Below are 21,896 nucleotides of genomic sequence, written 5' to 3'. Positions count from 1 at the left end.
CTCCTGTGCCACCCCGATATGGCGAGACCTCTTGATATTTGGAAATTAAATGATCAAATCATCATCAGTGGATAAATGGATAATATGCCATGCTTGATCTGGAGCTTTTGCGCAGCTTCGTCTCCGTAGTGGAAGCCGGAGGGTTCACGCGTGCGGGCGAACGTGTTCACCGCACGCAATCAACGGTCAGCCAGCAAATCAGACGGCTGGAGGACGGCTTAGGCAAGCAGTTGCTCAACCGCACCGGCAAGCAGGTCACGCTGACGGAGGATGGCGAACGGTTGCTCTCCTATGCGCGTCGCATTCTGTTGCTCACGGAGGAAGCCCGAGACGTGCTGACCGGTTCGGCCCAGGATGGTGCCATCCGGTTGGGCATCCCGGAGGATTTTGCAGCCTACCGCCTACCCCAGCTGCTCGCCGGTTTCGCGCGCTCGCATCCCGCTCTACGGCTCGATATTCGCGCCGATCAAAGCCTCTATCTCCGCCAAGACCTTGAACGCGGCGATCTCGACCTCGCACTGCTCAAGCGCGATGCCGGTGAAGCTGGCGGCATCGCGGTGTGGCCCGAAAACATCCATTGGGTGACGAGCCGGGACCATCCCGTCGATCTGTCCTGCTCATCAGTGCCGCTGATCGGGTTTCCACCCGGCTGCCTGTACCGCAAGCGCGCCATCCATGCGCTGGAAGCGGCAGGACGCGCCTGGCACATGGCCTATACCAGCGCCAACCTCACCGGCATTCAAGCCGCGGCTGCGGCTGGTCTTGGGTTCGGGATTCTCTCCGAAATCGCCATTCTGCCGGAGCATCGCGTATTGACCGAAGGCGACGGTTTTTCCCCTATTGGCCAAACCGAAGTGGCGCTTGTCGCCGCGCCCGATGCCAGCAAGGCGGCACTGAGACTCGCAGACCGTCTTGTCGAATTCTGTGATTCCATGCAGGTGGAAGCCGCCTAAGGTGCTTCCGTCTTACGCTTGGCCCACAGTCGTTTTTTTGCTGTTCTCACCTCACGACGCCAGACATATTATTTAATCCAACCGAATCTTCGCCCGCAGGCGTGCATTCAAGCAGTCAACCAGCCACACCAAACTACCACGCCAAACCCCATAAAGCCGCGCCTGATGGCTACGATAGAGCATGACATGGCTCAGCTGGGCCAGGTGTCCTCGAATGGTCCGGCCTCTGAACAAACCGAATTTCCCGAGCGACCCATAGGCGTCATAGTTGCTCAGAGAAACCAGCGCGCCAAAGTCGCGGTAAGCAAATGGAGGAGGTTCTTCTTGATGCTGGATGATTCGGGGTAAGTGGCGGATCAGATACTGCGCCTGCTGATGGGCAACCTGTGCCGTCGGCGGAAGCGGCCGGGAAGTTTTTGGGAGGGTAAGGCTCGAGCAGTCACCTACGGCATAGATATCGGGATCGCGGCTGGTTTGCAGCGACGGCAACACAACGAGTTGGTTGGATCGATTGGTTTCCAACCCATCGAGGTGAGCCAGGAATTCAGGGGCTTTTACCCCTGCGGCCCAAATCTTTAACGAGGCCCTCATCTTCCTACCATCGCCAAACGCCAGGCCGTCAGCCGTCACGGCGCTGACCTTGGTATCAGTCAAGACGCAGATGCCGAGAGCTTCCAGACGGCGCCGCGTTGCCGACGAAATGTCCTCGGGAAACGCCGCTAGAAGCCTGGAGCCGCTCTCTATGAGGGTCACTGTGATTCGTTCCGCGATGCCTTGCGCTCCATAGGCGGCCGAGGCTTCAACCAGTTGTACCAGTTCCGCGGCCAATTCGACCCCGGTCGCGCCACCGCCGATGATGGCGATGTCCAATGGCAGGTCCTGGGTCAGGCTTCGGAGCATATGAATTCGCAACTCGTGATTGAATGCGTCAGCCTGGCGACGGGAATCAATCATCCAGCAATGCTCGCCGACGCCAAGCGTGCCAAAATCATTTGCCTGGCTGCCGACCGCTAGGATCAGCTTGTGATATACCAGCCTTCTCTCGGGAATGAGCAGCCGGCCATCCGCGGCGTAGAGTGGAGCTAGCAGCACTTCGTGTTTCGTTCGGTCGAGACCGCATAGCTCTCCAGGTTGATAGATAAAACCCGAATCATAGGCTTGCGTCACGTACGTCACCTGTTGCGCTGCCATATCTCTTGTTCCGGCAGCGATCGTATGGAGCATGGGCTTCCACACATGAGCTGAATCACTGTCGATCAACGTAACCTTTGGAACTGCCTGATTTTGCGGGCGCTGCCGGCGCCAACGGCGGCCAAGTGTTGTAGCAATCTCCAGCCCCGCAACACCACCCCCGACGACGACGACGTGATACTGCGCTCCACTGTCCGACATTAAACACGCCCCTTTCCTCGAAACATACCAGAATCGGCTCTTTCATCGGCCATATCGCTCTCGATTAGCTGCGGGTACGCCGTCAACACGCGTAGTACCTCGCGCAGACAAGTATGCGCCCGTGCCGGGGCAGCCTAAAAACTCATCTGCATCGTTCCTGCCGCAACAACATCCGACATCACTGCATAGAATTACCTCTGTTTCCAGGCGACATGTGGCAGCCGTACATCAAGTACCGATTGAATTACGCGGATGAGATCTTCACGTCCGTTAGGCTCGGGAGAAACAATTGACGGGCTGTGAAACAATGGAAGGAAGTCAGGGCGTTCCAAAACATATTCAACATACGGTATCAGCAAACGTTCAATGGTGTCCGCCGCGGACAGCTCCATCCAAACGGAGGTCGGCGTTTCACTAACCTGGTTACCGATCTACCGCAACGCGATGCGGTGCCGACCAATGAAGGCATCGATGATGGCAGCGGCATTGTGCGAGAAATGGTAGAGTGAGCCAAGGAATGTCTGTGCCCACCGAGCAAAGCCATGCACGATATACCAGTAGGCCCGTGTTCACCACGTGATGCACGGCTGGCCAGTAGCCCGCAGTTTCTTGCCGTCATATTTATTTCGATATCGTTTCTATCTCGTTGATCTTAGGATACGTTGCAGCCTATGATTTAGGTTCGCTTTCAGATGGAACGTCATGAAGGATCAGCTTTAGAGACCCATTGAAATGCTGCCCCGCGGTATTCACGACATTACTTGACTCGACAACCAAACTCTCGACCCTTTGTAAAGCATGCTCGAGATATATCTTAGTCAGATCCGCGGGTTTTACCGAGACACCTTTTTCTGTTAGTTTCCGTATTTCAGCCAAATCCTGCCGTAATAGTTCTTGACTGAACTCCAACTGACGTGTGGCTGTTTCGATGATCGTTCGCGCCGTTAACTCGTTAATGCGGACTATTTTCTCTACATTCTTCGTCCATAAACGAAAGATGGCCTCAGGCCCGAATTTTACCTGAGTACTGCCACCCTCCAGGGCATTTTCTTTTTCTTGGGTCATAGTCTGCTCTCCGTTTTAAAAATATTTGATGTTGGGGTTAATGCGCCACCCAGCCGCCATCGATGGACAGCGGCACGCCGGTGATCGTCGCCGCCCCGTCGGAGGACAGAAACACAGCCAGCGCGCCGATCTCCTCCGGCGTCGAGAATTTCAGCATCGGCTGCGTCTCCTGCAGCATCTTCTTCTTCTCGGTCTCCACATCCGTGCCCGCTTCCTTGGCCCGGTCCTCAAGCTGCTTCTCCACCAGCGGCGTCAGCACCCAGCCGGGGCAGATCGCGTTCACCGTGATGCCGTCATTCGCCGTCTCGATCGCCGCCACCTTGGTCGCGCCCACAACGCCGTGCTTGGCCGCCACATAGGCCACCTTGTGCGGGCTCGCCACCAACCCATGCGCCGAGGCAATATTGATGATCCGCCCCCAGCCCTTCGCCTTCATCCCCGGAATCGCCGCCTTCATGCCGTAGAACACGGCGGAGAGATTGATAGCGATGATCGCCTCCCACTTCGCCTCGGGAAATTCCTCGACCGGAGCGGTGAACTGGATGCCGGCATTGTTGACGAGAATATCCAGGCTGCCCAGGTCACTCTGCGTCTTCGCAACGATCGCCGCCACCTGGTCCGGCTTGCTCAGATCCGCGCCGTCATACTCGACCTTCACGGAAAACTCCTTGGCCAGATCAGCGCGCAGCGCCTCGATCTCGCCCGCATCGCCGAACCCGTTCAGCATGATGTCGGCACCCTCCGCCGCCAGCGCACGCGCGATGCCAAGCCCAATGCCGCTGGTCGACCCCGTCACCAGTGCAACCTTGCCCTTCAACGCCATGTTCAAATCCTCTTATTGCTGTTCCGCGAGATAATCATGCAACACCTTGCCGTAGGGCAGCACGAGATCAACGACCAAATGACGCCCGCCAACGACCCGTTTCACGGGTAGGGCGGCCACACGACAATTGGCATGCGGCAACAATTGTATATCCGCTGTGCCCTCCCATGCGCCGTGGATGTGGATGTCTTCGAGATTGTAGCCGACGAGTTGCGCGACCTTGGGTTTACCGTCCACATCCGGCAGTAGTTTCAGATTGACGTTCAGCTTGGCGACGCCGGCCTTTACCTCGTCCAGCTTATCGGCGAGGCTCTTAATCTTGTAGCGCATAGTACCCATGGCGACACGCTCTCCATCGTAGTGCAATGTGCCCGTCAGAGTATCCTTGACCAGATCCAGCCGCGGCACGCCGTATTTTTTCGGAAATCCCCAGATCTCCCGCCCTCCGGTGATAGGCGGTTCGTCGTCCAGATACATCTGGACGGAGAAATTACAAGGCTCGCCTTGCCAGAGCGCCTGTATGCCGCTGCCGCTCTCCTCATAGGAACCAAAACCAGTGGAATCAGGCATCTTCATCCACTCATAATAGGCGAGATTGCCCGGCGCCGGTTCAAGCGGCTCAGGCAGAGCCTCTCTGATCACCTCAGGGTCGGTCTCGTAGGTGATGATCAAATATTCGCGGCGAACGAAATGAAATGGCCCGAACGGATAACTAGGTGAGAACGCGGGCATCGACGGTGTGCTCAGAATTTCGTCACGGGTCATATTTTGTCGCTCCTCGTCAGTGATTCGATACAACAAGCCGTCTGGCCGGTCGGATTGTTCACGGGAATATGTCCAATATCTCCATCGCGGTAATATAGGCTAGTCTATCCATCCTTTCTCAAGACCTACATGGGGCCAGTCCGTTTTCTCGGACTGGTTTGCCGGGTCTGGACGGGTAATAGAACCGGGAGAGGAGATGCCGCCGTCAACCCCTCTACGTTGCCTACGGGGTGGTGGAGCGTTTTCTTGGCAAGGGCGTAGCCCGCCGCTTGATTAAGCCTGATCGACTCCTCCGAAAAATCATAATCGCGGGAGGACGGCTCTCCATTTGCGCTTTCCCGCACGAATCTCGTGAAATTCACAAGTGCTCCGTCCCCCATCATCTCGATATAAAGTGGACGTTGTTGAATTTTGGTGAGTTTGTAGGGGTCAACCTGCGCAAGGATCAGGTTGACCAGTGTGCGATACGAAGCAACAGTTTCGCGCAGTCGCCGGTCGCTCCGGATTCGTTCCGAATAAAAAATCTCATCGCGCCTGGACATGACTTCCATCATGTTTTTAGGCAGGTCTCTGTGGCCTGCGAACAGGTCAACGATAAAAACATGCTTGCCGCCGGGGCCGCACCGATCGAGAACCAGATCGAGCGGCGAATTACTTACGATTCCGCCATCCCAGTAAGCCTCGCCGTCGATCACGGTCCAGGGAAAACCCGGCGGCAGACTGCCGCTGGCAAGAATATGGTTAGGCGTCAGATCGTCGACATAACTGTCGAAGATTTCAAGCTCCGCTGTAGCGACATTGACCGCTCCGACCAGAAGCCGGACCGGACTGGCCTTGAGCGTCGGGAAATCGACATATTTTGAGATCAGCTCCTTCATCGGCGCCGTGTCGTAATAGCTGGTCCAGTCCGCCGGCAGCAGCGACGGATTGGCAAAGGGTTGAAGCCAACGGGGCTTAAAAAAGTTCGGCACCCCGAACATCAATATCTCCATCGAGGTAATGGCGCGACTGGCCTCCCCGGGCGGCAGGAATGGCGTCCGGACGGAGAGGTCAGACCAGAATGATTCCAGCGCCTCTGTCGCGTGGCGGGGATTAGCCGCAATGATGGCGCCATTCAGGGCGCCGATCGACACACCGGCGACGATGTCAGGAAAAATCTGCTCTTCCTCTAGCGCCTTCACCACGCCCCACTCGAAAGCGCCGAGCGCACCGCCCCCTTGTAGAATCAACACAGTGCTTATTGGAATCTGGGCGAGACTGAAAGTCTGATCGCTCAGCCTGTCTTGCACGTCGCCAAGATTGACGCGATATCGTATCAGATCTTCCGCATGCCGTGTTTCCTCAACCGGCCGGCCTATGGAGAACAGCGCGCGCGGCACGCCGTCTTTTAGATAGAATATCGCCAAAGATCTCTTGTCGAGGGCGCCGCGGCTGAACTGCTCGTTGCCCTCCTCAGGAGCACCCAGGACGCTAAAGCTGATATCTCCAACATCACAAAAGAAGTACGATACCTCGTCGTAACGCAATCGCTGGTCCAGCATGTTTTTTGCCGCCAAGCGCCCCTGTTTCACGGCATTGTCCCAATGCTCGATATGACGGCGCAAGGCAAAGACAGGATCATAAAAACTGGTTACATCGCCAGCGGCAAAGACATTCGCGACATTTGATCTCAACAACTCGTCGACCACTACGAGACCTTCGTCCAGCACAATGCCACTTCCCTGGAGGAATTCCGTGTTGGGAACGACGCCGATGCTGATCACGGCGAGATCGCATGGCACCCGATGCCCGGATGCGGTTTCGACCTCGCGCACCTGCCCGCCTTCGCCATGAAACGCCAAGGGTGTATCGCGTAGCAGGACCGATGCTCCCTGGCTCTCGGCATGTCCTTTGAAATATTCAGAGATATCTGTCGATTCCAGGTGCTTGAGCACCTTATCGTCGGCCTCGATGAGGGTGACATGGAGCCCCAGCGCGATAAGAGACATCGCAATCTCCATGCCAAGAAAACTGGCGCCTATGACGACGGCGCTCTTTGCTCCCGAACGGGCATTTTGCCTGATAGCCTCACATTCGGCCTTGCGCCGTAAATAATGAATACTCTTGAGGTCAGTGCCAGGAATTTCAAGCGGCTTTGGCCTGCCTCCGGTCGCGATCAGAAGCTGTCCATACCGGATATCCCCGCATGTATCCGTAGTCACATGACGTGTCTCCGTGTTAACTGCGATGGCCGACACATTCAAGGCAAGCTCAATCTCTTGTTCCTTGTAAAAACTGTCCGAATAGATGGAGAGCATTTCCGCGGTGGCGGCCCCAAGCAAGAACTGCTTGGACAGCGGCGGCCTATAGTAAGGAGGCAGCTCCTCGTTTGACAGGATCATGATCGACCCCTTGGCTCCTTCGAGCCGGAGGGTTGCCGCCGCGGTTGCGCTGGCAAGCCCGCCGCCGAGGAGCAGATAATCGACTTCAGTTGGCATTAAGAAGCTGCCCTCTTTCTATCGGTGCGGGGGTTGGATGGAACTTGCGGCTATCCTCACGCCTTTCTTGGCAGCGGCGTCCATCCCCCGGGCAGGAATCAAAAAGTTTTTGTCTTGCCCGAGGAGATGCAAGTACTGAATCAACAAAAGACATGCTCGGCAAGCCCTTCCCGAGTTGCATGTTGCCGCAGGCCCGAATGAACGGGTATGCGGCTGACATATTGACCTAAGACAGATGCACTAGAACCAAATTTATGCGCATAACTCCATTGCACAAAAATAGATTGTATGACATCTAGTTGTTCGTCATCAGATATCAAGATTGCCCTAAAAATGCCGCCCAAGAAAAAAAATCGTGAAAACTTCGCGAGTATGTTGGGGCTTGCCACACGCACTTGGCGCCGTGCTGCCAATTCTTATCTTCTGCCCTTTAAGCTGACAGAAGCAACTTGGCTTCCCCTTATACATTTGCTGCGTGCGACGGCACCAATGCGGCAGAAGGATCTTGCATTCTCAATGTCATTGGACGGCTCATCGATCGTTCGTCTCCTGGATAATTTGGAGAAGGCGAGCTTGATACGGCGGGAAGAAGAGGCGTCTGATCGGAGGGCCAAATTGATAGTCCTGACCAGGAAAGGGCGGACTCTAGCAAATCAAGTCAGAAATATTGTAGACCAGGTACAGATCGACTCGCTCTCAGGTTTAACCGACCATGAAGTCGAGGTTGCGTACAAGGTTCTGGAACACATCTGCGCCGCACTCAATTCGATAAATGGAGAAATAGATTAAGCAGTTGGTGGCTCTAAAAAGCAAGCTTTGTAATATTGGTGTCCCAACTTTTGGTTAACCGCATAAATGTGCGCCACCATATAGGATTGAATTCAAAATTTCGATTGGCTCCACACCGCCAGAATCAGAATCGAATCCATTCACGGCTGGGTGAGTAAAGTACTTTTTGTTGTACCGTGGGGTTGAGAATTCCGTGCAAGGCAACGATATTGGAGCGGCACGATGTGAGGTGATGGCATGGACGTTACGGACAAGATCAAAGGCAAGATCATCGTGATCACGGGTGCAAGCAGCGGCCTTGGGGAAGCCACGGCGCGGCTGTTGGCTGCGAAGGGGGCAAAGCTGATTATCGGTGCCCGCCGCAAGGATCGGATCGAAGATCTGGCGCAAGAATTGGCTGCGGCAGGAGGCGACGTGCTGGCGCGCGTAACCGATGTCACGCGACGGGAAGATGTCGAGGGTCTCGTCGGCGCCGCGGTCGAACGGTTCGGCCAAATCGATGTCATGATCAACAACGCCGGGTTAATGCCAAACTCGTTGCTCGATCGGCTGAAGGTCGACGATTGGGACAGGATGATCGACGTCAACATCAAGGGTCTGCTTTATGGGATCGCGGCGGCATTGCCACATATGCAGCACCAGCGATCGGGCCATTTCATCAACGTGGCTTCGGTCGCGGGCCATAAAGTACGTCAAGGCAGCACGGTCTATTCGGCGACCAAGCATGCTGTGCGAGTCATTTCAGAGGGCTTGCGGCAGGAGGTGAAACCGTACAACATCCGCACGACGATCATCTCACCGGGAGCGGTCGAGACGGAGCTGCCGGATAGCATCACCGATCCGGAGACGCAGCAGACTACAAAAGCGTTTTACAAGATTGCAATCCCCGCGGCCTCCTTCGCAAGAGCCGTGGCGTTCGCCATTGGCCAACCAGATGACGTTGACATCAACGAAATTCTGTTTCGTCCTACCGCTCAGGAATATTGAGGCGGATGAGCCGTTTTCGAACAATGTCTCTGGAACGAGTGCCTCCGGTCGCTGTTTAAGCCAACCTAGTTGGCGGGTCTTACGGACCGTTTTCTTGACATTGGCCGGCTGCGTTGGCCCGAACTATCCATGTTCCCCCCTATTTCAAAACGCGGTCGGCCGAACTGAAGGAAGACGCCGCCGGATAATGCAGGCAGCAACCGGACGAACCGGCCACCAAAAAATGCCGGTCAGCCTGCTTTGGCGACGCCGACATCGCCTGAAACGACGGCCTCGATGTCGCGAACCGTTACTGATGGCTTGAACTCGATTTCACCCTCGTAAGACGGCAGCGCCGCATGGAACGGGCACCCCGCGAACTTGGGATCGTCCTTGTAGAGGGACGCAAAATGAGCGGGAAACTGCTTGTCCAGCTTGCGGATCGAATCCATGACTGCCCGCCGCTGTTCCTGACTCATGGCTTCACGCATCTCAATATAGCTACGCGGCGGATCGTCTTCGTAGGTGTCCTTGTACCAGAGAATAAAGCCCACCAATTTCGGCAGAATCTCTTTCGCCATGGGCAGCGGAGGATCGATCTGCATGGTTTCCAGCGTGGTCGGCAGCGCGAGGCTTCGGATCAACTGGTGGCCAAGCCAGTGCAGTTCCTCGGGAAAGTAACGGAACACGAACTGTTCGTAGATCGCCGAGGCGATCAGGTTGCCCCGCTCCGGTTTGGGCTTCGGTGCGGTTTCATACTCCTCGCAAAAACGAAGGCACCCGTCGAAATCCTCCGGATAGCCATGCAGCGGCATATCATTCTCAGATCGAAACAGCTTGGACAGCTCACCCCAGAACTTATGGGAGGCAATCTTTTCCTTCTCCGAGACGCCAGGCAGCCCTAGACGAAGCCGGAATCGGTGCAAGAGTACAGCTGAGAACGCGCAGACATAGATGTAGTCGTCATTGTACGAGAACATGCCTGGATATTGCTTGGCCCAATAAGCATGTAGGCGGTTGATCCCGTCGACTGACTTCTTGGTGCGCTCGTCGTGCGGCCCGTACCACCACCACAAGCTATTCGTACTCTGGGTCTGCTCCACTCGGGAGGTCGCGCGCTCGACCACCTTGCCGCCGTCCTCACGCCACACTGCGGTAGAGCCCCATTCGGTCACAACAAAGTTTGGGAAGGTAAGCGCATACATCAAATTCGACATAAACTCGCTTGAGTCATAGCAGCTCGATAACTGCCAAATCCGCACATAATCGATTTCGGGATCGAGTGACTCGATTTCTGCCTGGATCCATTTTTTGGGTTGGGTGCTCACGGGAGGGTTCTCCTTTCCTTAGTAGGTTTGGATCAGAAGGGATCGTCACGAAGTCCCTGTGCATGCCGATCCAATGACCGGCGGCCAGTTGCCGATGATCCAGTTGCTGTTAAAGCGGTCGATGCCGCCGTTCTTCGCGCCGCCGAACATGATGTTCGGATCCTCGTTGGGAGAAATGTCGTTGATGTGCGTGATTCCCGCCTCGATGTGCAGAGCAAAGCTCAGGCCGAGCGCTTCGCCGTCCGCGTAGACCTCGCTCGACAGGCCGAACTTTGCATAGTTGGCACTCTGAACCGGCTTTTGTCCGCTGCGAAGGGACGAGCACGAAATCGTCACGACCAACCCCTTTAACTGAACTATACCGTTTAGATAAGGCAACGCCTTTCTGGCGTCAAGCTTCTTGAACAGTACCGTTTAGTTATTTAAGAGTTTGTCCGTTCAACCAGGCCACGACAGCTGCCACCTGCTTAGCCAACAGACAGATAGAAAGACCTTCCCACGGATGCGCAGGAAAACCGAAACCCGCCGTTTCAGCTTCGTCGAGGCCGCGAGAAAATTATTTGTTGCGCAGGGGTTCGGCGCGGTGACGATGGAGGCGATCGCAGCAGAGGCGGGGGCTTCGAAGGCGACGCTCTATGGGTATTTCTCGGGCAAAGAGGCACTGTTCGAGGCATTTGTGGTGGAAGCTGGCGAAGGTGGCATCGCCGCGCTCGACGCATCCCGGGAAGAAAGTGACGTCCGGTCCAGTCTCGTCCGTCTCGGCGTCGCCTATCTCGACCTCGTGACCCGCCCGGAGGTCATGGCCGTGCATCGCCTTATCATTGGAGAATCTGGGCGTCATCCGCAACTGGTCCGGATATTTTATGAGAATGGCCCACGCCTGACCTTACTGTCGGTTTGCGGCGTAATCGACCGGTTTATGGATGAAGGGTTCCTCCGGCGCGCGGAGCCACGCAAGGCCGGCCTTAACTTCCAGTCGCTGTGCGACGCCGCCGGGCAGGTAGGACGCCAACTATGGGGGCTCGACAAGCGGCCCGACGCGAAAACCCGGAAAGCGGCCGCAGAGGAAGCGGTAGATATATTCCTAGCGGCTTATCTTCATTGATCAGGTTATGGGAAAAAGATATGAGGTGACAGTCGCCAGAATTACGGTACCATACGGTTTACTATTTACTATGAATATATTAATATGCACCGATGTGATTTTGCTGGACGCAAGACAACCTGAGTGCCTGCCCAATACGCGCCGAGTAATTTTCGGAGTTCATGCGAGATGTACTCCACATGTCTAGAAAGAGAAGTTTTCAACTGGTTTGCTCTCATCTTTTAGATGGGCAGCAGACGTTGGGGAAACTCGGGTTACAACTATGAAGTCTCGCCACTGACCGAAGGAGGGTGAGTTCAGATGATTGCCTCGCACCTTGTTATCGAAAAACACTTCCTACATCAGGCGACATTCAAGAAGGCTTGGCAGCTTCGAGCTTGATGAGATCCTTGTACGGGAGAGTAGGAATGGGAAACTGCGTACCTGTTTCGATCTGGTTTACGCGCGAACAATGTCGCACGCACTCTAACGGTGACGATGCGGCCTGCAAGGACGGCAACTCAAGCTGATCCCGTGGTCCCGCAGATCACTTGCGATATCAAAACCGCCCGTTAAAGGCTCAAACAACAGGAAACATCATGGCATTAAAAAATTCTACTCCCTTGCTTGACACCACTCTCTGGCATGAGAAACTTTTCACTGGTATCTGGCGCAAAGGCAATTTGTCCCCTAGCACGGTGGCAGAACCCGCCACCGGAAGTTCCCTAGGCCAGATCGGCATGGCCGACCCAACTCTAATTGCCGAATCGACGCGGCAGGCACGGCTAAATCAAGTGGAATGGGCTGCACTGCCTTACGAGGAACGGGCGGCCGTGTTACGCAAGGCCGCCCGCTTGGCCGAGGAATACGCCGGCGAGATAACGGAATGGCTGGTGCGCGAAAGCGGCTCAGTGCGCGCCAAGGCCAGCTTCGAGGTGGCCGTGTCGACCAAGGTGCTACACGAAAGTTCGGCTCTACCTTCCAAGAGCGCGGGCGAAGTGCTGCCCTCAGTGCCCGGCCGCCTCAGTCTGGCTCGCCGCCGCCCGCTGGGCGTGGTCGGGGTGATCGCGCCATTCAACTTTCCGCTATATCTGGCTATCCGTGCGGTAGCGCCAGCGCTGGCTTTGGGTAACGCCGTGGTGCTCAAGCCCGATCCTCGCACCGCGGTTTGCGGCGGTTTTTCGATCGCTCGCCTGTTCGAACTGGCTGGTCTACCCGCCGGTCTGCTGTATGTGTTGCCCGGAGATGGCGCGGCGGGCGCGGCACTGACGGCAGATCCGAACGTCGCCATGATCGCATTCACGGGCTCCACCGGCGCGGGCCGCAAGGTGGGCGAGGCTGCCGGCCGCCACCTCAAGAAGGTTTCACTGGAGTTGGGCGGCAAGAATTCCCTGATCGTGCTGGACGACGCCGACCTGGACCGTGCGCTAGCTTGCGCCACTTGGGGCATCTACCTGCATCAAGGCCAAATCTGCATGGCCACCGGCCGGCTGCTGGTCCAGAGCAGCATCTACCCGCGCCTGCTTGAACGGTTGGTTGCCAAGGCTAAGAGCCTACGCATAGGCGACCCGGCCACCGAGGAGGTGGATCTGGGCCCCCTCATCAACGTTCAGCAGCGAGACCACGCTTACCAGCTCGTACGGGCTGCACAGGCCGCTGGGGCAAAGCTGGAAACCGGCGGCCATTATCGCGAGCTGTTCTTCGAACCCACTGTACTCAGTGGCGTTGGTCCGGACAATCCTGCTTTCCGCGAGGAAATCTTCGGCCCGGTGGCCGTTGTCACATCATTCGATACGGACGAGGAAGCCATCCACCTAGCTAACGATTCCGAATACGGCCTATCAATGGCGGTAATCTCCAGTGACGTAGGTCGCGCGCTGAAGCTCGGCGAACGGCTACATACCGGCATCCTGCATATCAATGACCAAACCGTGGACGACGAGGTGATCAACCCCTTTGGCGGCGTTGGCGCCTCGGGCAACGGCAGCAGCGTCGGTGGCCCAGCCAATTGGGAGGAGTTCACTCAATGGCAATGGCTGACGCTCAAGAGCGATGCGCCGATCTATCCCTTGTGAGAGAGAGACCATATCAGCAGACAAGAAATTCATCACAGATCAAAACGCCGTATCACATATGAGATACTTATGAGCCAGTCCGAAAAGAGTACCTATGACGTCATCGTAGTGGGAGGCGGCGCGGCAGGCTGTGTCGTCGCTGGACGAATTGCAACAGAAACGCAAGCATCGGTTCTGCTGCTGGAAGCAGGCAGCAACGACTCTGACCCGCTGATTCACCTGCCTGCGGGATACGCGAAGATTCTTGAGCATGACCTGCATGTGTGGCCATACAATACGGTGCCTCAGATACAACTCGATGGTACCGTGCGCCGTTACCGGTCCGGGAAAGTTATTGGTGGAGGCAGTTCCATTAATGCGATGGCCTATGTACGTGGCCAAGCTCGCGACTATGACGCGTGGCAAGACGCTGTTGGCGACACTGGAGCATGGTCGTTCTCTGACCTCCTCCCCCACTTCATAGCCCAAGAATGCAGCGACACATTTCATAACAAATACCACGGCGTAGATGGGTATCTAAAGGTTTCATTGCCGAGGGACATAAATGAATTGAACCAGGGATGCCTGAAGGCATTCCAAGAGTATGGGTTGCCGTACAACCCTGACTATAATGGAGAATCACAGAGCGGCGTGTCGCCGGTGCAGTCTACTGTTTGGAAGAGTCGCCGGTGCAGTTCTGCCGATGCTCATCTGCGTCCCGCTCTTGCGAGTGGCCGTCTTGAGGTACGTGTGAAATGCGTAGTCGAGCGGGTCGTCATAGAAAATGGCATAACGACGGGTGTCCAATATTCTGCGAGCGGCAAGAACATTTTCGTGCATGCAAAGCAGGTAATTCTCTCTGCTGGCGCGCTTCACACTCCTAAAATCCTCATGCACTCCGGTATCGGCCCGGCAGAACATCTGAAGAAACATGGCATCCAGGTCATTCACGATGCTCCCGATGTCGGCCTGAACTTGCAGGATCATCCCATCGTTCCCCTCAAAGCTTACTGCAAGGAAAAACTGGGTTATCAGAATACTGCACAGGGCTTTGGCGCAGTCAAAGCCGGTTTGCGCTACGCGTTGACGAAGGACGGGCCGGCATCTGGCAGCGGCATCGAAACGGTCTCCTATTGGAACCCCGAGAACCTATCCGCGCTGCCGACGATCCAGTGCTACCACGTGCCCATTGTTTCTGAGGATGGCCTGCGGCCCACCGGCACGCAACCGGGCATCACGTTCGAGCTCGTAGTCTTACAGCCCAGGAGTCGGGGCAGCATCCGCCTGAGCGATGGCGATCCAACTTCGATGCCCTTGATCGATCCAAATTTCATGGGAGATAGTTACGATCTCTCGACCGCGATCAAATCTATCCGGGCGATGCGCGAAGTCGTGCAGAAGCCTTCCCTGAAATCGTTACTCAAAGAGGAAATCGCTCCAGGCCCGGCACTCCAGTCGGATGACGATCTGGCGGCCTGGATTAAGAAAGTGGTTACCACTATGTGGCATCCGGTGGGTACCTGCCGGATGGGGAGCGACGATCGCGCAGTGGTCGATGCGCATTTGCGCGTGAATGGTGTGAGTGGGCTACGCGTAATCGACGCATCCATCATGCCAAACATCGTTAGCGGCAATACCAATGCGCCGACAATGGCGCTCGCACGTCACGGAGCCGATATGTTCATCAAGTGCGTCGCTTGATCGCCACTCAAGACACCCGCAAGGCGCGCGCGAACGAGTCCATTCCTGGACCGGTGACGCCGTAATCTTCAACGATGCTAGGCGTTCGATCAGTTGATGACGCTATCCTGATGGCTATGCCAACGTCTGCCTCCTTTGCCCTTATCTAGCCCTTTGCACAGTAGGGAAAGAGCGTCATATAGTATCCGTCAATGGACGGCATGCTCGGCCGTCAGATCGGGGGGACCTACACCGGACCAACATGCAGAGTACCAAGAAAGTAGCCCGTGGCAGGCCCATGCTAAATCCAGAGGAAGGGCTCAAGCGCGTCATTCAGGCCACTGAGGCAATCTTGGTCAAGCAAGAGCTCGACACGCACAGTATGGCGGCGATCGCGCGTGAGGCAAGTATGTCCAAGAGAACCTTGTACAGCCTCGTTAAAAGTAAGGAAGCGCTCATCGAGCTAGTAATCAAACATATCAGAACATACGCTACTGACCTTCTTGATGGTCCAGTAGAAGGTCCTGAGCAGGCCGTTGCGATCCTAGAGGAGTTTTTGTATCGCTGGGCAAACGCCGCTCTCTCCCCAATCGCCATAAACATCGTGCGGATGGCGATGGATGAGAGGCGAACCTTGCCAAGCATTGCAAAGACCCATTTCGAGAGTGGTAGCGAATTTTTCGTGCGTCGCCTGTCGGCTTGGCTCACTCAACAGGCTGAGCAAGGATATCTGATGGTCCAAGCGCCACTGTTTGTAAGCGAACTCATTTGGGCCGGCTTAATAGGTCGGCATATGTTTTTTGTCGCCCTTGGCTACAAAAAAGCTCCCAGTCGTGGAAAATTAAAACACAACATTCAAGTAATCCTGCCAATGTGCAATATAAAAATGCCTTTGTAGCTTGGGCCAAGTGATTCCCGTGGCTTATTTTATATGGTGATTATATATGCTTGCGCCTATACGGTGGTCTCGTTTCAACGGTTTCGGCTGAGTGCCGGTCCACCTGGTACTTTTGAAAATGAGAAGATTGCCGTTGGCCTGCCTGGGGATTTTTGAACCAGTTGAATTGAGACAAACTGGTTTAGACAGGAGGCATTTGCATGCCGACGAAACGGATGAGCGCGGAGCAGATTATTGTGCTGCTGCGGCAGATTGAGTTGCAAACCGGCCAGGGAAAGACGATCCAAGCTGCCTGCCGAGAGGCTGGGATCTCTGACAAGAGCTATTACCGGTACCGGAAAGAGTACGGTGGGCTGGATATGGACCAGGCGCGGCGTCTGAAGGAATTAGAGAAGGAAAACAATCGCTTAAAACGTCTGGTGGCGGATCTGTCGCTTGAGAAGCAGATCCTTAAAGACGTTGCGGCGGGAAACTTGTAAGCCCTGAACGGCGCCGGCAGGCGGTGGCTAATATCCGGGAGAGCTACGATCTCTCGGAGCGTCACGCTTGCCGCTTGCTGGACCATCCCCGCGGCACGCAACGTTACGTGTCCCAGCTTCGCCCTGATGAGGATGAGTTGACACAGGCCATCATCGCCCTGGCCGGCAACTACGGCCGATACGGCTATAGGCGGATCACAACGTTGCTACGGGCTGCCGGATGGGAGGTTGGCACGGACCGAGTGCAGCGGATCTGGCGCCGGGAAGGGCTGAAGGTTCCCCAGAAGCAGAAACCCAGGGGCCGGCTCTGGCTGAATGACGGCTCCTGCATCCGGTTGCGGTCGGAGCGGCGCAACCATGTCTGGTCTTATGACTTTGTCGAAGCCCAGACGCATGATGACCGTAAGCTGCGGCTGATGACGCTGATCGACGAATTCACCCGGGAATGTTTGGCCATTCGTGTTGCTCGCAGGATCAACGGCCTTGGCGTACTGGAGACGATGGCCAAGGTGATGATGGTTAGGGGCGTGCCTGAGCATATTCGTTCAGACAATGGGGCGGAAATGACATCGAAGGTCGTTCGGGAATGGTTCGCCAAAGTTGGAGCGCAGACGCTTTACATCGAGCCGGGCTCACCATGGGAAAACGGGTATTGCGAGAGTTTCAATAGCAAGTTGCGCGATGAGCTACTGAACGGCGAAATCTTCTACAGCCTGAGGGAGGCGCAAATCCTCATCGAGCTATGGCGTAACCACTACAATACGCTGCGGCCACATTCAGCACTTGGATACAGGCCGCCCGCGCCACAAACCATCCAGCCAAACATAATTCATCTCGACCAAGCCGCATGACTGCTTTATCTCAATCACGCTGGTACAAAATATCCGGCAGGCCAAAACCAAGCTCTGGTCACCCCCCTTGACTGCCGGCTCGGACAGCCGCTTTGTTGCGGCTACCACATCTCGTCATTCTAAAAAATGAAACGCCACCTATGAGTGCAACCGACAAGCTCCTCTCAATCTTCGCGCTCTTTACGACTGAAAGGTCCGAGTGGACAGTGGAAGAAGCCGCGAGCCAGCTTGGGCTTGCTGTCAGCACGGCCTACCGATACTTCAAGAGCCTCAGCGACGCAGGTTTGATCGTTGGCTTTGCGGCTGGGCGATACGTGTTGGGGCCGGCGATTACACAGTTAGACCGGCAAACCCGTCTCGGTGATCCGCTGATCCGCGCGGCTAGTCCCGCGATGCGGCGCTTGGCAGCGGAAATTGGGGTTCCAGGAACTTTCCTATTATGCCGGCTGTACCGGCGCCAGGTGATCTGTGTTCATCAAGAGACTGCCCACACACCTGTCCTAGCCACCAGCTATGAGCGTGGACGTCTGATGCCGTTGCACCGCGGTGCGGCGTCCAAGATCATCCTTGCCCACCTCCCCGCACGAATTGTCCGCACGTATCAGGATGAACATCTTGAGGATATCAGAGCCGTCGGGCTGGGCCACGATTGGCCGACGTTGAAAAGGCAACTGAGGCTCATGCGGAATGCAGAGGTTTGCCTAACACACTCAGAACTTGATTCCGGCGCGCTTGGGCTCGCCGCCGCGATATTCGGACCCGACGGCACAGTTATCGGTAGTCTGGGCCTAGTTATCGAGGAGAGGGATTGCGGTAAGGAACTTCAGGACCGTTTAACCAAGCAAATGCCGCTTACCGCGGCGCAAGTAACTGGTGACCTGCGCCGCATTGCAACTGGACCAATGGCTCAAGGGCCGTCGTAGAGCCAGCTAACACTCTCGTACGCTTGCTCGGCGGTGCGCCCTGAAAGCATCTGCGTGCGAAGCTTCGCTTTGACGCCGTCGGCATGGTAGAATTCACCATACAGGCGGGCGGTCACTTGGCACCTGCCCGCCCGCAGGTGGCGAGCTTCCTGATAGTTATTGAAGGCTGAAGGAAGATCGCCACCCGAAGACATAACCATGTCTGCCAAGATCACACCATCCTCGATCGCCATGCATGCACCTTGAGCAAGATATTGTAGCATCGGGTGCGCCGCATCACCGAGCAGCGTGACCCTGCCATCACTCCATTTTTCGATCGGATCACGGTCGCACAGGACCCACATGCGCCACGTATCGATCTTCCCAAGAAGTGTCTTAACGGTCTCGCAGTTGTTCGCGAATCGCTTGAAGAGCTCCTCGCGCTCACCTTCCGCATCCCATCCTTCGTCGTAGCGATCACTGTGGAAAACGGCGACGAGATTGAATAGCTCCCCACCCCGTAACGGATATTGGACGAGATGATTCTTGGGGCCAGCCCAGAGAATCATGGCATTCTTTCGATATTGCTCCGGCACTTTCTCGATTGGAAGCACAGCTCGATAGGCAATATGCCCCGAGACACGGGGCTTTCCGTCTCCAATCACCGCCTGGCGGACCTTTGACCAGAGCCCGTCGGCTCCAATCAGTGCCTGCCCCTCGTAGCGCTGACCTTCTCTTGTCGCGACAATGACACGTTCACCGTCATCCTCAAAACGCTCCAAAGATTGTCCCGCGTGAACACGCACGAGTCCCGATTCTTCGGCCGCCTTCAGAAGCACAGAGTGAAGATCCGCGCGGTGGATCAAGGCATAGGGGTAACCGAACTTATCCCTGAACGCCTGCCCGACGTGGATTCTGGTGATCTCTTCGGCAGACACGCCATCCATCAAGATCAAGTCGTCGGGAAAAACGGCGAGGTGATTCACCGCGTCCCGCAATCCGAGACGGTCCATCATGCGGAATCCATTCGGGCCGAACTGGATGCCGGCACCGACCTCCTTGATTTCGGCTGCCTGTTCAATGACATCAACCGGAATACCCTTGCGCGCCAGCGCCAATGCCGCGGCTAGACCGCCGATACCCGCGCCCGCGACCAGGAAGGGAGATTTCATTGAAATACTCATATGTCCCTCACTCAACCACAGAAACGTTGATATCGCCGATGCAATCAATATGCGCGTTCATCGTATCGCCTGGCCGAATGGGTCCCACCCCCTCCGGCGTTCCCGTGAGAAGGATGTCGCCGGGGAGCAATGTGTAGAACGAAGATGCGAATTCGATCAGTTCAGGAACGCTGAGAATCAGATCGCGCGTATTCGCCGATTGCCGAACCTCGCCATTCACATCCAGCGAGAACGCTAATGCCGACGGATCCGGTATCTCGTCGCTCGTAACCAGCCACGGCCCAAGCACGGTGTAGGTGTCAATGGATTTCCGCAGGCTGCGCTCCTCCGGGCCGCGGACCGTAATATCAAGGCCAATCGCATAGCCCGCGACATAGCTGAGCGCCTGGTCGCGGCTGACGCGATCGCACGTGCGCCCGATGATCACGGCGAGCTCGACTTCGTGGTCAGTCCTACGTTCAGGATGCCGGATACGCACGGCTTCGGATGCACCGATCAACGAACTGGTCGCCTTGAGAAAAAGGCCCGTCTCCTGGATCTGGCGGACGTGGGCACGCGAGAAAGTCTCTGGTTCGGCAATCGATTCTTCCAGATGCTTACGGTAATTCACCGGTGCCGCGACGATCTTGCCGGGATTGGCAACCGGGCTAAGTAACTGCACCCCATCCAGTGGAATTGGAGAAGACTGCCGAACCGCCTCTTCGATCGCGGGGCGGAGGTCAGGGAGGGCCGCCACGAGTAAATCGTAATGTGGGAATGGATACTCCTTGGCAGGCAAGGCTTTCAGGACCGTGGTCACATCGTGAACCCCATCCGCCTCGATAACTCCTAGGCGATGGTCGTTGAAAAGGCATAGGCGCATTATGAATTTCCTCGAGGTATTTGATCGATAGTTTCTTTGCGGCAGAAACCTCAGCCGCGCTGCTCGCGCCAGAAGCCGAGCTTCTGCTGTAAAGGCCGGTCGGAAAAGCTAAAGAGGATCAGATCGGTTTCCGCGGCGAGGCGGTGCCACGCCCAGCCCGGCACTACGAAGATGTCTCGAGGCTTCACCTCCCATGTGATATCCCCAACGGTCACGCGGCCCGAACCTTCTACAACGCTATAGACGGCGCCGTCGGTCGAGCGGACTTCGCTGCCGGAAAAACCTGCTGGAAGAAGTTGCATAAAGGCAGCCATCGTCTGGATCGGCGATCCGCCTGTCGTGGGGTCGGTAAAGGTTAGGCGCAAGCCCTCGGCAGGATCCCATTCGGCGCGTTGCCGCATGCGTTCCAAGGCCTCCCGCGTGCGTGCATAGGGATACCAGAAGATCGGACTGACTGCCGTTTTGGGAATATAATTGACGGGCGTGAGCCCACTGCCGTAGCGAGCGAGAGAGTCGCCCTCCGGATGAACCACGGTCTGACGGCCATTGCCACTATCTTCAGCGAAGCCGGCATTCAGCAGCTTGACGATTGGCACGTCCAACCCATCGAGCCAGATCACGGGCTGGTCGCTGTCGCTACCGTGGTCATGAAGACTCCAAGTCGGCGTAATGATGAAGTCACCGGGGTGCATTTCGACACGCTCGCCGTCGACAATCGTATATCCTCCCTCCCCCTCAAGAAGCAGGCGAAGTGCCGACGCGGTATGCCGGTGCGTCGGCGCCACCTCACCCGGCAGGATTAATTGTACGCCGGCATAAAGTGAAGTCGTGATCTGCGATTGGCCACGCAGCGCGGGATTTTCCAAAACGATGACCCGCCGTTCCGCCTGTTCCGCTGTGATGAGCTTTCCAGCCTGAAGAGCAAATTTGCGCAAAAGGTCAAACGACCAATGGGCAGGCGCTGCAACAGGACGGGGTTCCCGCGGAACCAGAGCTTTCAAGACCTCCCACAGGGGGGCAAGGCTCTCCTGAGCCAGTTCCTCGTGGAAATCAGCCATTATGTCACCACGCTGAATATCCTCCATTTATTCCTCCTGCATTCGGTTCGTTCGAAGTTAACCGACATATAATATAATTTTTCTCATTATACAAGAATTATTGTTTAGTATTTTCAGGCATATCGCCGGTATCATGCCCCGCTGTGACCGAGTGCAAAGAGCCGAACGGAAACCTCAATTCATGATCCAATCAAGTTCCCGGAAGCATTCCCTTCAAAAGTCCCGTGATTTTACATGAGAAGATCATAATATGTGATGCCGTCTGTTCACGATAAGGGACGTCGAT

The 21,896-nt window shown here is 56.0% G+C and carries 19 protein-coding genes; 9 read left to right on the top strand and 10 right to left on the bottom strand.

Annotated features, from left to right (window positions below):
* Positions 1-89: 89 nt before the first annotated feature.
* Positions 90-953 (top strand): LysR substrate-binding domain-containing protein, encoded by an 864-nt coding sequence (locus BUB54_RS00220; protein ID WP_048878760.1) that lies wholly within the window; start codon positions 90-92, stop codon positions 951-953.
* A gap of 72 nt (positions 954-1,025) precedes the next feature.
* Here BUB54_RS00220 and BUB54_RS00215 read toward each other — a convergent pair whose 3' ends face one another.
* The 5 genes from BUB54_RS00215 to BUB54_RS00190 form a co-directional block, all read right to left on the bottom strand.
* Positions 1,026-2,345: an NAD(P)/FAD-dependent oxidoreductase gene (locus BUB54_RS00215; RefSeq protein WP_048878761.1), complete on the bottom strand. Its 1,320-nt coding sequence runs from the start codon at positions 2,343-2,345 to the stop codon at positions 1,026-1,028.
* Positions 2,346-3,014: 669 nt separating this feature from the next.
* Entirely contained in the window at positions 3,015-3,410 is a 396-nt protein-coding gene (locus BUB54_RS00205) for a hypothetical protein (RefSeq protein WP_048878762.1), read from the bottom strand.
* A 37-nt stretch (positions 3,411-3,447) separates the two neighbouring features.
* Positions 3,448-4,233: a 3-hydroxybutyrate dehydrogenase gene (locus BUB54_RS00200; RefSeq protein ID WP_048878763.1), complete on the bottom strand. Its 786-nt coding sequence runs from the start codon at positions 4,231-4,233 to the stop codon at positions 3,448-3,450.
* Between the two features lie 12 nt (positions 4,234-4,245).
* On the bottom strand, positions 4,246-4,998 hold the full coding sequence (locus BUB54_RS00195; RefSeq protein WP_048878764.1) for an acetoacetate decarboxylase: 753 nt from the start codon (positions 4,996-4,998) through the stop codon (positions 4,246-4,248).
* Between the two features lie 125 nt (positions 4,999-5,123).
* Positions 5,124-7,475: an FAD-dependent oxidoreductase gene (locus tag BUB54_RS00190; protein WP_073211042.1), complete on the bottom strand. Its 2,352-nt coding sequence runs from the start codon at positions 7,473-7,475 to the stop codon at positions 5,124-5,126.
* Positions 7,476-7,808: 333 nt separating this feature from the next.
* Here BUB54_RS00190 and BUB54_RS00185 point away from each other — a divergent pair, with 333 nt between their 5' ends.
* Positions 7,809-8,264 carry a MarR family winged helix-turn-helix transcriptional regulator gene (locus BUB54_RS00185; protein ID WP_048878765.1) on the top strand — a complete coding sequence of 152 codons (456 nt, stop codon included), beginning with the start codon at positions 7,809-7,811 and terminating at the stop codon, positions 8,262-8,264.
* A 237-nt stretch (positions 8,265-8,501) separates the two neighbouring features.
* Positions 8,502-9,251 carry an SDR family oxidoreductase gene (locus tag BUB54_RS00180; RefSeq protein WP_048878766.1) on the top strand — a complete coding sequence of 250 codons (750 nt, stop codon included), beginning with the start codon at positions 8,502-8,504 and terminating at the stop codon, positions 9,249-9,251.
* 230 nt (positions 9,252-9,481) lie between these two features.
* Here BUB54_RS00180 and BUB54_RS00175 read toward each other — a convergent pair whose 3' ends face one another.
* Together BUB54_RS00175 and BUB54_RS00170 are read right to left on the bottom strand one after the other, a co-directional pair.
* A complete protein-coding gene (locus BUB54_RS00175) occupies positions 9,482-10,558 on the bottom strand; it encodes a hypothetical protein (RefSeq protein WP_073211039.1) in 1,077 nt (358 codons plus the stop codon).
* Between the two features lie 45 nt (positions 10,559-10,603).
* Positions 10,604-10,894, bottom strand: coding sequence for an aldehyde dehydrogenase family protein (locus BUB54_RS00170; RefSeq protein ID WP_158320103.1), 291 nt, complete (start codon positions 10,892-10,894; stop codon positions 10,604-10,606).
* Positions 10,895-11,060: 166 nt separating this feature from the next.
* Between BUB54_RS00170 and BUB54_RS00165 the strand changes: the two genes are divergently transcribed.
* The 6 genes from BUB54_RS00165 to BUB54_RS00135 all read left to right on the top strand — a co-directional run bounded on the left by BUB54_RS00165 (position 11,061) and on the right by BUB54_RS00135 (position 18,527).
* The gene (locus BUB54_RS00165) at positions 11,061-11,663 is read left to right on the top strand and encodes a TetR/AcrR family transcriptional regulator (RefSeq protein WP_048878768.1); all 603 of its coding nucleotides are present in this window, start codon (positions 11,061-11,063) and stop codon (positions 11,661-11,663) included.
* Between the two features lie 578 nt (positions 11,664-12,241).
* A complete protein-coding gene (locus BUB54_RS00160; protein WP_048878769.1) occupies positions 12,242-13,717 on the top strand; it encodes a benzaldehyde dehydrogenase in 1,476 nt (491 codons plus the stop codon).
* 69 nt (positions 13,718-13,786) lie between these two features.
* Positions 13,787-15,397: a GMC family oxidoreductase gene (locus BUB54_RS00155; RefSeq protein WP_048878770.1), complete on the top strand. Its 1,611-nt coding sequence runs from the start codon at positions 13,787-13,789 to the stop codon at positions 15,395-15,397.
* Positions 15,398-15,638: 241 nt separating this feature from the next.
* Positions 15,639-16,274 (top strand): TetR/AcrR family transcriptional regulator, encoded by a 636-nt coding sequence (locus tag BUB54_RS00150; protein WP_082075643.1) that lies wholly within the window; start codon positions 15,639-15,641, stop codon positions 16,272-16,274.
* Between the two features lie 200 nt (positions 16,275-16,474).
* Positions 16,475-17,604, top strand: a protein-coding gene (locus BUB54_RS00140; RefSeq protein ID WP_139284729.1) for an IS3 family transposase whose coding sequence is annotated in 2 segments (ribosomal slippage) — positions 16,475-16,739 and positions 16,739-17,604 — 1,131 coding nt in all. Because the reading frame shifts where the segments join, the coding sequence is not laid out codon by codon here.
* A 140-nt stretch (positions 17,605-17,744) separates the two neighbouring features.
* A complete protein-coding gene (locus BUB54_RS00135; protein WP_052948362.1) occupies positions 17,745-18,527 on the top strand; it encodes an IclR family transcriptional regulator in 783 nt (260 codons plus the stop codon).
* Here BUB54_RS00135 and BUB54_RS00130 read toward each other — a convergent pair.
* The 3 genes from BUB54_RS00130 to gtdA form a co-directional block, all read right to left on the bottom strand.
* A complete protein-coding gene (locus BUB54_RS00130) occupies positions 18,512-19,690 on the bottom strand; it encodes a 3-hydroxybenzoate 6-monooxygenase (protein ID WP_048878952.1) in 1,179 nt (392 codons plus the stop codon). The two genes, BUB54_RS00135 and BUB54_RS00130, sit on opposite strands and share 16 nt — an antisense overlap.
* Positions 19,691-19,697: 7 nt before the next feature.
* A complete protein-coding gene (locus BUB54_RS00125; protein WP_241869378.1) occupies positions 19,698-20,489 on the bottom strand; it encodes a fumarylacetoacetate hydrolase family protein in 792 nt (263 codons plus the stop codon).
* 113 nt (positions 20,490-20,602) lie between these two features.
* Entirely contained in the window at positions 20,603-21,637 is a 1,035-nt protein-coding gene (gtdA, locus tag BUB54_RS00120) for a gentisate 1,2-dioxygenase (protein WP_048878954.1), read from the bottom strand.
* Between the last annotated feature and the right edge of the window lie 259 nt (positions 21,638-21,896).

The organism is Acidocella aminolytica 101 = DSM 11237 (assembly GCF_900129125.1).
Lineage (GTDB): Bacteria > Pseudomonadota > Alphaproteobacteria > Acetobacterales > Acetobacteraceae > Acidocella > Acidocella aminolytica.
This window is presented reverse-complemented; position numbering and strand designations above follow the sequence as displayed.

What these genes read in the sequence shown, in the direction of transcription:
- BUB54_RS00220 (WP_048878760.1), top strand. Translation starts at nt 90, where the DNA reads ATGCTTGATCTGGAGCTTTTGCGCAGCTTCGTCTCCGTAGTGGAAGCC.
- BUB54_RS00215 (WP_048878761.1), bottom strand. Translation starts at nt 2,345, where the DNA reads ATGTCGGACAGTGGAGCGCAGTATCACGTCGTCGTCGTCGGGGGTGGT.
- BUB54_RS00205 (WP_048878762.1), bottom strand. Translation starts at nt 3,410, where the DNA reads ATGACCCAAGAAAAAGAAAATGCCCTGGAGGGTGGCAGTACTCAGGTA.
- BUB54_RS00200 (WP_048878763.1), bottom strand. Translation starts at nt 4,233, where the DNA reads ATGGCGTTGAAGGGCAAGGTTGCACTGGTGACGGGGTCGACCAGCGGC.
- BUB54_RS00195 (WP_048878764.1), bottom strand. Translation starts at nt 4,998, where the DNA reads ATGACCCGTGACGAAATTCTGAGCACACCGTCGATGCCCGCGTTCTCA.
- BUB54_RS00190 (WP_073211042.1), bottom strand. Translation starts at nt 7,475, where the DNA reads ATGCCAACTGAAGTCGATTATCTGCTCCTCGGCGGCGGGCTTGCCAGC.
- BUB54_RS00185 (WP_048878765.1), top strand. Translation starts at nt 7,809, where the DNA reads ATGCCGCCCAAGAAAAAAAATCGTGAAAACTTCGCGAGTATGTTGGGG.
- BUB54_RS00180 (WP_048878766.1), top strand. Translation starts at nt 8,502, where the DNA reads ATGGACGTTACGGACAAGATCAAAGGCAAGATCATCGTGATCACGGGT.
- BUB54_RS00165 (WP_048878768.1), top strand. Translation starts at nt 11,061, where the DNA reads ATGCGCAGGAAAACCGAAACCCGCCGTTTCAGCTTCGTCGAGGCCGCG.
- BUB54_RS00160 (WP_048878769.1), top strand. Translation starts at nt 12,242, where the DNA reads ATGGCATTAAAAAATTCTACTCCCTTGCTTGACACCACTCTCTGGCAT.
- BUB54_RS00155 (WP_048878770.1), top strand. Translation starts at nt 13,787, where the DNA reads ATGAGCCAGTCCGAAAAGAGTACCTATGACGTCATCGTAGTGGGAGGC.
- BUB54_RS00150 (WP_082075643.1), top strand. Translation starts at nt 15,639, where the DNA reads ATGCAGAGTACCAAGAAAGTAGCCCGTGGCAGGCCCATGCTAAATCCA.
- BUB54_RS00135 (WP_052948362.1), top strand. Translation starts at nt 17,745, where the DNA reads ATGAGTGCAACCGACAAGCTCCTCTCAATCTTCGCGCTCTTTACGACT.
- BUB54_RS00130 (WP_048878952.1), bottom strand. Translation starts at nt 19,690, where the DNA reads ATGAGTATTTCAATGAAATCTCCCTTCCTGGTCGCGGGCGCGGGTATC.
- gtdA (WP_048878954.1), bottom strand. Translation starts at nt 21,637, where the DNA reads ATGGAGGATATTCAGCGTGGTGACATAATGGCTGATTTCCACGAGGAA.